The sequence below is a fragment of the Paractinoplanes ovalisporus genome (genome assembly GCF_016834655.1).
Taxonomy (GTDB): domain Bacteria; phylum Actinomycetota; class Actinomycetes; order Mycobacteriales; family Micromonosporaceae; genus Actinoplanes; species Actinoplanes ovalisporus.
In genome coordinates this window covers 120,739-133,847 of record NZ_JAENHP010000012.1, presented here as the reverse complement: position 1 = coordinate 133,847, position 13,109 = coordinate 120,739, and the positions used below count along the sequence as shown (strand labels likewise).

Below are 13,109 nucleotides of genomic sequence, written 5' to 3'. Positions count from 1 at the left end.
TTGATCTCTCCGGTCAATTCTGAATTCCCTGATCGGGTCGGAAAAGGTGACGCGGATGCGGCCGGAAGATCTTTCTCGTCAGGGTCTCGACAAATGGCTGGCCAAGGTGAGCGCCGCCCTCGGCGTCGGCGGCGTGATCGGTGCGGTGGTCGCCTTCGGGCTGGCCGATATCCGCAACCTGCCGGTCGGCGACACGATGGCGGTCGGCACGGCCTTCGGCGCGCTGCTCGGGGGCGCGGTCGAATGGGCCACCCGGCGCCGGTTGCCCGAAGCGGATGCGGACACGGCCGACTGGCCGCGGCTGCGTGGCCGGTTGCGAGACCTCACCCGGCGCGAGTGGGTGGTCGGCGAACGGGCGCCGCTGGCGGCGGTGTCGGCGAACTCGCTGCGTCTGATCGACCAGCCCTGGTCGAAGAACGGCCGGAAGGCGGGCACCATGACCCCGGCTGCCCTCGCCGCGATCGACGCGCACCGCACGTTCGTCCGCAGTGCGAGCGGGGTGGCACAGGCGCTGACCTTCGCCTGCCGCGGCGAGACTTATGCGGGTCTGCGGCCGCTTCTGGTGAATGTGGACACCGAGGTCCGTCTGATGCCTATGACGCCGCGCCAGATCGATGCTCTGCTGGCCGAGTCCGCGCCGGCCTGCCCGGGCCTGCCGGAGGCGGTGCGGGACCGGCCCGAGCTGCGGCATCTGCTCTCCCGGCCGCTGTGGTGGCCCGTCATGACCTCGGTGTTCCGTGCCGGTGGCGCGGTCGAGGCGTCGGTGACGCTGGCCGGTGGTCCGGGCCCGGCCGGTGCGGACGAACAGGTCATGCTGCGGGCCGGCCTCGAGCGGACGCTGTCGGCGACCGGAGACGAATACGACGCGGAAGACTCCCGGCGGTATCTGACTTTCCTCGCCCGCATGCTGAGTGACCGGGGGGATGCGGTGCTGTATCCCCACGAGGTCCAGCCCGGCTGGCTCCCGCCCGGAGCCGCGCGCCGGGCTGCGCACGTGGTGGCGGGAGCGATGCTCTGGATCGCCACGGTCCTGACCGGCACCGGCGCGCTGAGCCTTCTGCGCGTGCCGGGCTGGCGGCCATCGGTGACGGTCCTCGCGGCGTGGGCCGTGCTCTGCGCGGCGGCCGCCGTCGCGTTCGTCCGCTCGCCGGCGTTCGCTCCGAAGGAACAGCATCGTCTCTCCTGGCGGGTGGCGCGGCGCCGCCTGCCGGCGACGTGCCTGTATGCGGTCGGGGCCGCCGTCGTGGCCGGTTGTGCCTTTATCTACGCCCGCGGCCCCGGCGCCGGGCTGATTATTTACTCGCTTTCCGGGGCTTTCTGCCGTGGCGATTGCGACCATTTCTCGAATACGCCACACGATCCGGTCTGTTGTATCCTTCCGGTCCGGGATGCCGATTCCTGCACCGCTCTCTCCAGAATGCCGTTTCTCCGCACCGGCTCCCCGTTCCCGCCGAGGTGACAGTCCATGGATGATCCGATCCGGCTCCAGACAGGCCCGGCGGGTGCGTCAACGGGATCGGCGGCCGCGGTGGGGGCTGCGATCGGAGGCGCAGTCGCGGGTCCGCCGGGAGCGGTGGTCGGCGCGGCAGTGGGGGCGGCGGTCGGCGCGGTGGCGGGGTTCGTGCTGAAGAACCTCATGGACAGGCGTTCCTGAGCGCGGGCGGTATGGCCGGAATTACCCTGAAAGAGTGCGGCAGCAGAGGGACACCCGGGGCGAGAGCGTGCTCTTCACGCTGGCCGTGGGCTACGAGCGGTGGATGCGGCGCCGGGGGAGTGGGCCGGGACGTACGCCCGCTCTGGTGTTCGGGGCCGGCAGCGCCGCCAGTTCGCTGCTGCACAGCATGGTCTTCGACCCTGACAGCCCGTTCGAACCGGTCGGCATCCTCGACGACGACCCGGCCAAGCGGCGGGAACGGCTGGCCGGCATCCCGGTCGTGGGTGCCCGGGCCGACCTCGACCGGGTCGTGGCCGACACCGGGGCGCGGGTGGTCATCTTCGCGGTCGGCAACGCCGAGGCGGGGCTGATCCGGGAGCTGCGGGAACGGACCGTGGCCGCGGGGGCTCGGCTCCTCGTCGTTCCGGAGGCGGGCGAGACCGACGAGCTGGGCGCCGGCGACGTCCGGGACGTGCAGGTCACCGATCTGCTCGGGCGGCACCGCATCTCCACCGACCCACGGGCCGTGGCGGGGTATCTGACCGGGCGGCGGGTGCTGGTCACCGGGGCCGGCGGTGAGATCGGCTCCGAGTTGTGCCGGCAGATCCACCGGTTCGACCCGGCCGAGCTGATGATGCTCGACCACGACGAGGCCACCCTGCAGGCGGTTCAGCTCAGCGTCGATCCGCAGGCACAGCTGCACGACCCGTCGGTGCTGCTGGCCGATGTGCGCGACGCGGGGCGGATACGCGAGATATTCCGTACGCGGGAACCGGACGTTGTCTTCCACGCGGCCGCCCTCAAACACCAGCCGCTGCTCGAGCGCCACCCGGGCGAGGCCGTGAAGACCAACGTGTTCGGCACGCTGAACGTTCTGGAGGCGGCCGGCAACGTCGAGCGGTTCGTCAACGTCTCGGCCGACAAGGCCGCCGACCCGGTGAGCGTCCTCGGCTACACCAAACGGATCACCGAACGGCTCACGGCCGCCTTCGGCGGGCTCAGCGTGCGCTTCGGCAACGTGCTCGGCAGCCGTGGTTCGGTGCTGACCGCGTTCGCCGCCCAGATCGCCGACGGCGGGCCGGTCACGGTCACCGACCCCGACGTCACGCGCTATCTCATGACCACCCGCGAGGCGGTACGCCTGATGCTGCACGCCGCCGCGATCGGCTCACCCGGCGAGGCGCTGGTGCTGCAGGCCGGCGAGCCCGTCCTCATCGCCGAGCTGGCCCGTCAGATGATCGCGCTCGACGGCCGGCCCCTCGACATCGTCTTCACCGGTCTGCGTCCGGGCGAGAAGCTGGGCGACGTGCTGTTCGGGGCGGGCGAGATCGACCACCGGCCGCACCACCCGATGATCTCGCATGTGCCGGTGCCGCATTCCGACCCGGCTTCCGTACGTCTCCTGGCCGCCGACGACACCCCCGAGGGGCTCACGGGCCGCCTCGCCGAACTGTGCGCGCCGTGGGAGAGCCGCCCCGCCGCCTGACCGTCAGGGGACGAGGGCCACGAAGTTCAGGCCGGTCGTGTTCGCGGCCAGGTCGAGGGCGGCCGCCGGGTCATCCAGGCCGACGGTCCGCAGCCCGATCGCCGAGAGGTCGAGCGCCCCGGACCGGACGAGGTTCCACACCGAGGTCACGGTCGCGTCGTCGCTCATCCACGAGCCGCGCAGCGTGAGCTTGCGGTGCATCAGATCCCCGTACGGGATCGTGAGGTCCTGCCGCACGCCGCCGACCAGCACGAGGGTGCCCTCCACCCGCAGACTGTCGTAGGCGGCCATCGTCGCGTCCGCCGTCGGCGTGGCCCCGAGCGTGTCGAGGACGACGTCGACCGGTCCGATCCCGGCCGCGTCGGTCGCGCGGTCGCCGGTCAGTTGGCAGGTGCGTACGCGGGGTCCGAGCTCGGCCAGCCGGTCCAGCGCCTCTCTGTTGCGGCCGGCCGCGGTCACCGTCGCCGCCCCCTCGGCCAGGGCCAGCAGCACCGCCGCGCCGCCCATCTGACCGGTGGCGCCGACCACCGCGACGTCGCGCCCGGCGATCGGCCCGGCCGCGTGCAGACCTTTGGCGGCGACACAGAGCCACGGCAGGAACGACAGCCGGGCGAGATCCGGATGGTTCTCGGCGCCGGGCAGCCGGACCATCGTCTCCTTGGCGCAGAGGGCCTGCTCGGCGAAGACGCCGTCGCGCCACACGTCGCGCATCCGTCGCGTCCGTCCGCTGCCCGCGCCGGATCCGCCCAGTCCGACCCAGCCGACCAGGATCGCGTCGCCGCCACCCGCGTCGAGCAGCGCCGAGTCGACCACGATGTCGCCCGGCGCGACGTGGAAGACGTCGGGCGCCACGTCGATCACCCGGGCGATGCACGAGGGGCCCAGGGTGAGCGGCACAGGCAGGCCGCCGCGATTCCCTTCGACAACCATTTTTGTGTACGCCGGAACGTGCGCGGCCAGCACCTCGACGAGCACACCACCGCCTCGGAGAGCCGGCGTGGGCACGTCGGAGAGGCGTACGTGGTCGTCGGGTGAGGTCAGAGTCCAAGCTCGCATGAAACCCAGCTTCACGCCCCGTTATCGTGGTATCCAGAGCCGCTTTGTTCTGGTACTGGGGGTTCCACGGTGGGCACCGAGCTGGGCGCGTTCCTGCGCAGCCGCCGCGAGCGGGTAACTCCGGCCGACGCCGGCTTGCCGGTCACCGGTCGCCGCCGCACGCCCGGGTTGCGCCGCGAGGAACTGGCCCTGCTGGCCGGCATCAGCGCCACCTGGCTGACCTATCTCGAACAGGGCCGTGACGTGCGGCCGTCGGGCCAGGTGCTCGACGCGCTGGCCCGGGCGCTCCGGCTGACCGGCGCCGAACAGGAGCATCTGCGCCGCCTCGCCGGCGGGGGAGCGGCACCCGGACAGGATCTTCCCGAGCAGGTGGCGCCCGAGGTGGCCGGCGTCCCGGCGCTGCTCGGCGACCACCCGGCGTACGTCACCGGCATCTGCTACGACCTGCTGGCGGTCAACGACGCCGCCGTGGAGCTGTTCGGCGGCCTGACGGCGGGTGGCAACGTCGTGCGCTGGATGTTCGCCGAACCCGCGGCCCGCGAGATCCTGGTCGACTGGGCGCCGGAGGCCCGCCACCTGCTGGCCCGGTTGCGCGCGATCGCCGACCGGCATCCCGGCCACCCGCGAGTGTCCCGGTTGGTGGCCGAGCTGACCGGGTCCAGCCCCGAGGCGCGCGAATGGTGGGCGCGACATGACATCGGGTTCAGCCAGGCCGGTCGCAAGCGTTTCCGTCATCCCCGGTTGGGCGTGATCACCGCTTCGCACGCCGCGTTCCAGGTCGCCGAGCGTCCGGAGCAGACCCTCGTCGTCTACCACCTGCCCTAGGGTCTTTTCGCAGCTGGGGTCCAGCTACGAAGCAGAGTCCCCGCTGAACCGTCCGGCCGGCTACGCCCTGGCCGGTGGCGTGTTCTTCCTCGTCTCCGCCATCCGCCTCACCCTGGCCGGCCGGAAGGCTGCCGTGACCGGTTGAGAGGGCGGCCGTGACCGACCGGCGGGAAGCGGGTCAGGCCGCCCGCAGCTGGGCCAGCACCAGCGGGTCGATCTTCCCGGCGACGATCCGCATCTCGAGGTTCTCGACGCCCGCCCACGAGGCCAGCGACTCGTCGAGGTCGGGCCCGGTGTGGCCCGCCTTGCCGAGCAGCGCCGTGACCTCGTCGGCCAGATCGCCGGACAGCGGCAGCAGAGTCGCCGGGTCGGGGAACTCGAAGTAGAGGCTGTGCATCTCGAGCAGCCGCCCGAGCTCGGCCACCGGGTCGGGATGGTCGTCGACGCGCAGGTCGACCCAGACGTCGCTGGTGCCGCCGTAGCCGAGCGCCTTCGCCACCACGTAGAGCGCCGCGCTCTGCCGCCCACGCCGGTCACCGCCGGCCCGGTCACCCGCCCGCAGCGCGCCCAGCAGCCGGTAGGCCAGCCGCGACTGCTCCTCGCCGGCCAGCCAGGCCTTCTCCATGTCGTCCACAACCTGCGCCCCGGCCAGCATGTTGCCCTGGATCGCGTAGCCGTCGCCGGACACGCCGCCGGCCCAGCCGTGGCACTGGCTTCCGGTGAAGGTGGCGCCCGGGCCCTCGACCCCGACCACGCCCACCTGGCGGTGCTCGACCGGCCCGGCGTCGCCCGCGATCAGCGCGCTCACCGTCTCGGTGGCCGCCATGCCGGTGCCCATCAGCGCGAGGGCCTGCGGCCGGTAGGCGAGGTTCGCGTACGACTGCGTCGCCACCGCCCCGACCTCGGCCAGCGCGGCCGGCACGGCAGCCCCGACGCCGAGGAACTTGCTGGCCACGGCCACGCCGAGCGCCTTGCCGTCGGCCGACCGGGCCACGATCGAGAACGTCATGGACGTGACCCTATCCGTAACCGGGCCCGAGCAGACTGGAAGCATGCGATGGCTGACGATCGCCGCCGAGTCCGACGTCGGAACCCGCCCGCTGGCCGTGACCGCCGACGGCGTCCCGCTGGTCGTGCTGCGGCCCGGGCCCGGCGCCGACCCGGTGGTCTTCGCCGACCGGTGCCCGCACCGGCTCGTGCCGCTGTCGGCTGCGACCCTCGACAACGGACGGCTGCGCTGCGCCTACCACGGCTGGGAGTTCGACGCGTCGGGCGCCTGCGTCGAGCTGCCCTCACAGGAAGGCCGGCCACCACCGCGGGCGAGTCTGGGCCCCGGGCCGCGGGTGCGGGTGGCCGACGGGATGGTGGCGGTCGCGGCGGAAGACCTGCCTGCCCCCGACCCGTCCGGGCTGTTCACCAACGAGGACCCGTCGCTGCGGCACGCCTGGCACCCGGTCGGGATCGCCGGGCAGGTCCCGCCCACGGTCATGCTGGCCGGGCGGGAGTTCGAGGTCGCGCGGGAACGTACGACCGAACGCTGGGGTCTGCTGTGGCTCGCGCCGGCCGAGCCGCTGACCGGGCTGTTCCCCGATCCCGACGAGGACGACGCCTTCGTCGGCGCCTGGCTCCCGCCGGTGCGCACACCGGCCTCGGCGGGCGTGGTCGCGGACAACTTCCTCGACGTCGCCCACTTCCCGTTCGTGCACGCCGGCACTTTCGGGGCGGCCGAGGCCAGACTGGTCGACCGCTACGAGGTGACCACCGAGGATTGGGGCTGCCGCAGCGTGCAGGAGCAGTGGTTCGACAACCCCGGCGACCCGGGCGTGGCGGCCGGTCGGCGTCCCGTGCGGCAGAGGCGCCGGGCCACGTACGTCTATCGCGCGCCGTTCCAGCTGATGCTGCGTCTGGAGGAACTGGACGCGGGTGCGACCAAGACGATCCTGTTCTTCGCCCAGCCGGAGTCGCTGACCAGCACCCGCGTCTATACGAAGATGCTGCTGCACGGCATCGGCGGCGTCCCCGACCCGGCCCCCGAGGTGGTGCGGGCCGAGGTCGAGTTCGAGGAGCGGGTGCTGGCCGAAGACCTCGCCCTGCAGCGCCGCATGCGGCTGACCGGGCTGCCGCTGCGACCGCGCGACGAGCTGCACGTGCGGGCCGACCTGCTCGGCGTGCACCTGCGCCGGATTCTGGGCGATTTCCGGACGGCTACGCCATCGTGCCCGTCCTGACGTCGCCGCCCGGCTCGTAGGTGGCCAGCGTGACGCCGCCGGAGGTGGTGCGGCTGTCCACGACGCGCAGGGCGCCCGCGGTGGTGAACAGGCGTTTGCCCGAGCCCAGGACGATCGGCGCGATGACCAGGCGGAACCGGTCGATCAGGCCCGCCCGCCGCAGGGTGTCGATCAGCTCGGGGCTGCCGTGGATCTGCAGTTCGGGACCGTCCTGCTGTTTGAGCGCGGCCACCTGGGCCGGGACGTCGCCGTTGAGCAGCACCGAGTGTTGCCACGGCAGGACGGGGGTGCCGCGCGAGGCGACGTATTTGGTGGCGTCGTTGAGCGGCTTGGCGCCGGCCTCCTCGGGCGCGGTCGGCCAGTAGGCGGCGAGGATGTCGTACGTGCCGCGCCCGAGCAGCAGGTCGAACGGCTTGGACATGGTCTCGGACAGGAACTCGCCGACCTCGTCGTCGAACAGGGGCGCGAGCCAACCCCCGTACGGGAAACCGCCTGTCTGATCCTCAGTGGGCGTGCCGGGCGCCTGCATGACGCCGTCGAGGCTGACCGAGTTGACGACCACGACGTCTCTCATGCCGGCTCCTTCAGAAGGTTGTCGATCTGCCCGGTGGCCAGGCGCATCCCGGCCATCGTCCGCAGATCGTCGAGGGTGGTGAGGTGCGAGGTCACGGTCATGCGCGTACGGGCGCTGTCACGGTGTATGTCCAGCACTGTCATCGGAATCTCCCCGGAGAACGTCCTACGGAAACCGGAAGCGCGTCTGGGTGAACGGCTCGCCCTTGCCGAACGCGAGCACCTTGGCCGGGGCGACCCCGAAGACGTACGCATGGTGCTCGTCGTCGGGCATGAACATGTCTCCGGAAACCGTGTAGTCCCAGTCGAGGCGCTCCTTCCAGAGGCGCGCCAGCTCGGCCAGTCGGGCTGGGTCGGTCACCCGCACGGCGCGGCCCTCGACCACCACGTCGAGACCCGCGTTCTGCTGGTCGGTGCCGGTGGTCAGCGCCACCAGCGGGTTCGCCTCGAGGTTCTTCGCCTTCTGCTCGCCGGGGCCGGTGCAGAAATGCAGACTGCCCGCCGTCCAGACGGCGGGCAGGGGTGTCACATGGGGGCGGCCGTCGACCCGTACGGTCGAAAGCCAGAAGATCTGGGCTTCGGTCAGTTTCGCTTCCACATCGGACCACGGGCGGGCCGAGGCGCCGGGGGAGCTGAATCCGGGATCAAGTTCACCGACTGGTTCGCTCATCCCTGCGACTTTATTCGCTCTTTGCTTCTCAGTAGCGGTAGTGGCGGGCCGCCGCGGGTTCCGTCTTGGGCTGCGGCGTCGACTCCGACCAGCGGTTGCGGGCCGAGTTGGCGGCTCCGCGGGCGCCGGCACGACGACGCGACGACGGCTTGGGCGCGATCTCGACGCCGGGCCGGGGCTCGATCTGCTCGGCCGACGAGACCACCACGACCGAGGCCGAGCCCAGGTCGAGCATGCGCATCGCCGCTTCCCAGTCGCCCGGTATCAGTCCGACGACGTTGTAGCGGCGGGCGGAGCAGTAGTCCAGACACCGGGCAGCGCTCGCGCTGTAGTTCTCCGGGCGAACGTAAATCACTGCGTTGACCACCGGGTCGATCCCTTCACCCTGCTGCGTCGTTATCTGATGGTGCTCGATATCCGAGCCTGATCCACCTAAACCTCTCCGTCACCTTCTGCATATCCGCTGTTATGGATAAGTGACCGTCTGATCCACCCGCATCGACCGCGATCGGTCCGATCCGTACCGTCCGATTGGTTGATTTCCGGATTTGGCGTTGCTTTCAACCATCCAAAGGAGAAGACTGCACCTCCCCGGGACGAGAGTGTCTTGACCTCGAGTCGGGTTCACTTTCTACGGTGTCGCGATGACGACAACCGAACTCGCCGCCCAGCCCGTCGCCTACTGGACCGGCGTCGCCTACGAAGCCATCGTCGCCTTCATCCGCGAACGGCAGGCCGCCCTCGGCTATACGCAGCCCCAGTTCTGGCTGCTGCGCAATCTGTCCCCTCACGACATCTCGCCCGACGGCCGGGGCATGACCGTGGCCGAACTGGAGCAGGCAATGGCCACCTACCTGCGCCGCGAGGACAACCTCACCGAGGAGGCGCAGCCCCTGATCGAACGGGGCTGGCTACGCCGCGATGACGGGAACCGACTGTGGATCACCGACGCGGGGGAGGCTGCGTTGGCCGAGCTCAAGACCCACACCCCGGCGATCCGCGCCCAGATCCACGAGGGCATCGACGACGCCGACTACGCGACCACCGTGCGGGTGTTGCAGCAAATGATCCACAACGTGGGCGGCCGGTGATCAGCGACCCCGGCGGCCGGCCTGGTCGGCGGCCACGATGTCGCGGTTCTCCAGGACGTGGCGGGGATATCCGTGGCGGGCGAGCTGCAGGGCGACCTGGCCCATCTGCGTGGTGCTGGTCATCAGAACCGGGGTGAGCCGCAGGAGGCCGACCAGGAAGGCGATGGCGGGGAACAGCGGGGTCGCCAGCCGGTACATCCGAGTTTTGGAGTCGCGTCCGTGCATCGGGCGCACGAAGCCGGGGCGTAGCGCGTAGCCGTTCGGGAACATCGCGATGATCTCGTTCTCGATGCGGCCCTTGACCCGGGCCCAGCGGGCGCGCCCGTCCGGGTTGGTGCCGCCGCCGGAGACGTAGACGAAGGTCAGGTCCGGGTTGATCGAGGCCAGGGTGCGGGCGGCGGCCATCGTGTAGTCGAAGGTGATGCGTTCGTAGTCCTCGGGGCTCATGCCCACGGCCGAGACTCCCAGGCCCCAGAAGCAGGCGTCCGCTCCGGCCAGCTCCCCGGCGATCGGGGTGAAGTCGTCATGCACTACCTGCCGCAGCTTCGGGTCGGTCACGTCCAGCGGTGACCGGCCCACCGCGACGACCTCCGTGACGTCGGCGGCGTGCAGGCTCTCTCGGAGAAAGCCGTCACCGATGACCCCGCTTGCGCCGAAGATGACGATTTTCATGGTGCTCGGCTCCTTGCGTTTGTCGCATGCCTCGATTTGCCGAATCCACGGTGAAAGACCGGCAGGCTGTTAGCAAGAGACCGACGGTGCATTGCTTGAGGACCGATGGTCTGTTAGGTTTCGAGCGTAACAGACCATCCGTCTCTTAGATTGGCCACCGATGTCCGAGCAAGCCCGCATCACCACGTCGTTCGACCAGAACAGCACCGCCGACGACGTCATCGCCGGGATCGACCTCACCGGCAAGCGCGTTGTCGTCACGGGTGCCTCTTCCGGCCTGGGTGCCGAGACCGCCCGGGTGCTGGCCGGCGCCGGCGCCGAGGTCACCCTGGCCGTACGCAACGTCGACACCGGACGCAAGGTGGCCGACGCGATCGGTTCCGCCGCGCGCGTCGCGGCCCTCGACCTGGACGACCGCGCGTCGATCGACGCCTTCGTCCGCACCTGGCAGGGGCCGCTGCACATACTGATCAACAACGCCGGAATCATGGCCCTGCCCGAGCTCCGGCGCACCGCCGACGGGTGGGAGCAGCAGTTCGCCACCAACCACCTGGGCCACTTCGCGCTGACCGTCGGCCTGCACGACGCCCTGGCCGCCGCGCACGGTGCCCGGGTCGTCAACGTCAGTTCGGCCAACCACGTGTCCCCGGTGGTCTTCGACGACATCAACTTCGAGAACCGTCCGTACGACCCATGGTCGGCCTACGCGCAGTCGAAGACCGCCAATATCCTCATGGCCGTCGAGGCCGCCAAGCGATGGGCCGGCGACAACATCACCGTCAACGCGGTCGAGCCCGGCGCGATCTACGAGACCGGCTTGCTGCGCCACGTCGAGGTGACCCCGGAGTTCCAGAAGATCGTCGACGCGACCCCATGGAAGACCGTCCCGCAGGGCGCGGCCACCACCGTGTTCGCGGCCACCTCACCGCTGCTGGAGGGTGTCTCCGGCTGCTACTTCGAGGACTCCAACGAGGCCGTACGGTCGGAGGAGTTCGGCCGCGGCGTCTCGGCCCACGCCCTCGACGAGGTCGCCGCCCGCCGCCTGTGGGACGTCTCGACCAGGTGGCTGCGCGGCTGATACCGGTCGCTACGAAACGGACGGGTGAGCGGGCGAGAGCGCGACGGCTCCCACTGGCGCGTCGTCGTGGCGTACGAGAAGCCCGGTGATGGTCACCGCGAGGCTGCGCGTCAGCAGGTCGGTGAAGTCGGTCCGCATGGCCGCCACGGAAGGGTCGGCGGCGTACGCGTCGAGCATGGCCTGCGGCGGATTGCTGTACGGCCAGGCGGCGCTGGCCAGCAGCAGCGTGGTCGCCACGAGCCGGAAGGCGTCCTGCGTGCCCAGCTCGGGCAGATAGCGCAGGAACAGGGCGGCCATCGACTCGATCGTCTCGCGGGACGCCCGCTTGTACTTGATCGCGACCTCGACGGTGACGTTGTGGTCGAGCACCGAGGCCTGCGCGCTGTTGAGGTCGCACCACACCGGGCGGCGGGCCAGCGACCCGGCCACGACGGCGGCGAGCTGGTCACCGCGTTCGCGAGCCGTCCCCTCCGCCGGTTGGAGCAGCTGTTCGAGCTCGGCCAGCCACTGCCGCGTCTCGGCGTCAAGCAGGTCGAGCAGCACGGCCTCGCGCGACTCGAAATAGCGCAACACGTTGGACTTGGCCAGACCGACGCGACGGCTCAGTTCGTTCAGCGTCACCTTGGCGACCGGCATCTCCGTGAGCATCGCGGCCCCGACGTCGAGGATCTGCCGACGCCGCTGAGCTCGCTGTTCCTCGGAGTGCGCACGCTTGAAGTCCACCCGGTCATCTTAGCGACCTCAGGTCTGTTGCTAAAAGACCGACGGTGCCTTAGCGTGAACAGCGGTCGTTCGGGAGTGGTCACGAGCTACCAACGCCTGAGCCGCGACCCGCACGGTTGGACAGCCGGGACCGGGTGCGTTCTGATGGGCCGGTGGTGATCGAAAGACCTCCCATCGACACCGGTCTGGTCCGGCGGCTGGTCGACGCGCAATTCCCGCAGTGGGCCGGGCGCGCGCTCAAACCCGTGGAACCGGCCGGGTCCGATCATGTGATCCACCGTCTCGGCGACGACCTGGCGGTACGGCTGCCGCGCCACTCCGGGGCCATCCACCAGGCGCAGCTGGAGTTCGACTGGCTGCCCCGGCTCGCTCCGCACCTGCCGTTGCCGATCCCGGTGCCGGTGGCGGTGGGGCGGCCCGCGGCCGACTATCCGTGGCACTGGTCGGTCTCGCGGTGGCTCGACGGTGAGGTGGCGACGGTCGCCGAGTTCGGCGAGTCGGTCGAGGCGGCGGTGGCGCTGGCCGACTTCCTCCACGCCCTGCAGGGACTGCCGGGCGAGTTTCCGGCCCGCGAGGATCGGCCGCTGGCGTTGCGTGATGCGGAGACGCGGGCGGCCATCGCTCAGGTGGCGGGGGTGTTCGACGCTCCGGCGATGACCGCGGTGTGGGAGGCGGCGCTGGCCGCGCCCGCATGGGGAGGCGAGCCGGTCTGGTATCACGGCGACTTCCACGTCGGGAATCTGCTGACGCGGAACGGACGGATCAGCGCGGTCATCGACTTCGGCGGCCTGGGCGTGGGAGATCCGGCGCGGGACATGATGATGCCGTTCACGCTGATGTCGGCGTCCACCCGTGAGGTCTTCCGGCGCCGGCTCGGGGTGGACGACGCCACGTGGACGCGCGGGCGAGGGTGGGCGTTGGCCACGGGGTTGAACGCCTATTGCTCGTACGCGGCTACGAATCCCCGAGTGGCGGCGGCGACGACCCGGCAGATCTGCGAGGCGATCGCCGGGTGATCGGTCGATGGACCACCGAACCTGTGTGGAGTCTTAA

General features: G+C 70.8%; 15 protein-coding genes. 7 read left to right on the top strand and 8 right to left on the bottom strand.

The window, feature by feature from the left end:
* The first annotated feature begins 145 nt into the window (after positions 1-145).
* Together JIG36_RS30465 and JIG36_RS30460 are read left to right on the top strand one after the other, a co-directional pair.
* Positions 146-1,459 carry a hypothetical protein gene (locus JIG36_RS30465; RefSeq protein WP_203379828.1) on the top strand — a complete coding sequence of 438 codons (1,314 nt, stop codon included), beginning with the start codon at positions 146-148 and terminating at the stop codon, positions 1,457-1,459.
* A 229-nt stretch (positions 1,460-1,688) separates the two neighbouring features.
* Positions 1,689-3,140 (top strand): polysaccharide biosynthesis protein, encoded by a 1,452-nt coding sequence (locus tag JIG36_RS30460; RefSeq protein WP_307872969.1) that lies wholly within the window; start codon positions 1,689-1,691, stop codon positions 3,138-3,140.
* A 3-nt stretch (positions 3,141-3,143) separates the two neighbouring features.
* Here JIG36_RS30460 and JIG36_RS30455 read toward each other — a convergent pair whose 3' ends face one another.
* Positions 3,144-4,196 (bottom strand): zinc-binding dehydrogenase, encoded by a 1,053-nt coding sequence (locus JIG36_RS30455; RefSeq protein WP_203379827.1) that lies wholly within the window; start codon positions 4,194-4,196, stop codon positions 3,144-3,146.
* Positions 4,197-4,265: 69 nt separating this feature from the next.
* On the opposite strand from JIG36_RS30455, the gene JIG36_RS30450 reads away from it, so the two are divergent.
* Positions 4,266-5,021 carry a helix-turn-helix transcriptional regulator gene (locus tag JIG36_RS30450; protein WP_203379826.1) on the top strand — a complete coding sequence of 252 codons (756 nt, stop codon included), beginning with the start codon at positions 4,266-4,268 and terminating at the stop codon, positions 5,019-5,021.
* Between the two features lie 178 nt (positions 5,022-5,199).
* Here the strand turns inward: JIG36_RS30450 and JIG36_RS30445 are convergent, their stop codons facing one another.
* Complete coding sequence (locus JIG36_RS30445; RefSeq protein WP_203379825.1) at positions 5,200-6,030, bottom strand: DUF1028 domain-containing protein; 831 nt, start codon at positions 6,028-6,030, stop codon at positions 5,200-5,202.
* 43 nt (positions 6,031-6,073) lie between these two features.
* On the opposite strand from JIG36_RS30445, the gene JIG36_RS30440 reads away from it, so the two are divergent.
* Positions 6,074-7,249, top strand: coding sequence for a Rieske 2Fe-2S domain-containing protein (locus JIG36_RS30440; protein WP_203379824.1), 1,176 nt, complete (start codon positions 6,074-6,076; stop codon positions 7,247-7,249).
* Here the strand turns inward: JIG36_RS30440 and JIG36_RS30435 are convergent.
* The 4 genes from JIG36_RS30435 to JIG36_RS30420 are packed head-to-tail and all read right to left on the bottom strand — an operon-like array spanning position 7,227 to position 8,847.
* Positions 7,227-7,823 (bottom strand): dihydrofolate reductase family protein, encoded by a 597-nt coding sequence (locus JIG36_RS30435; RefSeq protein ID WP_203379823.1) that lies wholly within the window; start codon positions 7,821-7,823, stop codon positions 7,227-7,229. The genes JIG36_RS30440 and JIG36_RS30435 overlap by 23 nt on opposite strands.
* Positions 7,820-7,966, bottom strand: a complete 147-nt coding sequence (locus tag JIG36_RS30430) for a hypothetical protein (RefSeq protein ID WP_203379822.1) — start codon at positions 7,964-7,966, stop codon at positions 7,820-7,822. The genes JIG36_RS30435 and JIG36_RS30430 overlap by 4 nt, the downstream gene beginning before the upstream one ends.
* A 22-nt stretch (positions 7,967-7,988) precedes the next feature.
* Complete coding sequence (locus JIG36_RS30425; RefSeq protein WP_203379821.1) at positions 7,989-8,492, bottom strand: pyridoxamine 5'-phosphate oxidase family protein; 504 nt, start codon at positions 8,490-8,492, stop codon at positions 7,989-7,991.
* A 28-nt stretch (positions 8,493-8,520) separates the two neighbouring features.
* Positions 8,521-8,847: a hypothetical protein gene (locus JIG36_RS30420; protein WP_236048486.1), complete on the bottom strand. Its 327-nt coding sequence runs from the start codon at positions 8,845-8,847 to the stop codon at positions 8,521-8,523.
* A 289-nt stretch (positions 8,848-9,136) separates the two neighbouring features.
* Here JIG36_RS30420 and JIG36_RS30415 point away from each other — a divergent pair, with 289 nt between their 5' ends.
* The gene (locus JIG36_RS30415; protein WP_203379819.1) at positions 9,137-9,583 is read left to right on the top strand and encodes a MarR family winged helix-turn-helix transcriptional regulator; all 447 of its coding nucleotides are present in this window, start codon (positions 9,137-9,139) and stop codon (positions 9,581-9,583) included.
* On the opposite strand, the gene JIG36_RS30410 is transcribed toward JIG36_RS30415, so the two are convergent.
* Positions 9,584-10,255 (bottom strand): Rossmann-fold NAD(P)-binding domain-containing protein, encoded by a 672-nt coding sequence (locus JIG36_RS30410; RefSeq protein WP_203379818.1) that lies wholly within the window; start codon positions 10,253-10,255, stop codon positions 9,584-9,586.
* A 160-nt stretch (positions 10,256-10,415) separates the two neighbouring features.
* Between JIG36_RS30410 and JIG36_RS30405 the strand changes: the two genes are divergently transcribed.
* Positions 10,416-11,333, top strand: coding sequence for an SDR family NAD(P)-dependent oxidoreductase (locus JIG36_RS30405; protein WP_203379817.1), 918 nt, complete (start codon positions 10,416-10,418; stop codon positions 11,331-11,333).
* A gap of 9 nt (positions 11,334-11,342) precedes the next feature.
* On the opposite strand, the gene JIG36_RS30400 is transcribed toward JIG36_RS30405, so the two are convergent.
* Positions 11,343-12,056 (bottom strand): TetR/AcrR family transcriptional regulator, encoded by a 714-nt coding sequence (locus tag JIG36_RS30400; protein WP_203379816.1) that lies wholly within the window; start codon positions 12,054-12,056, stop codon positions 11,343-11,345.
* A 152-nt stretch (positions 12,057-12,208) separates the two neighbouring features.
* Here JIG36_RS30400 and JIG36_RS30395 point away from each other — a divergent pair, with 152 nt between their 5' ends.
* Entirely contained in the window at positions 12,209-13,072 is an 864-nt protein-coding gene (locus tag JIG36_RS30395) for an aminoglycoside phosphotransferase family protein (protein WP_307872968.1), read from the top strand.
* Positions 13,073-13,109: the final 37 nt, after the last annotated feature.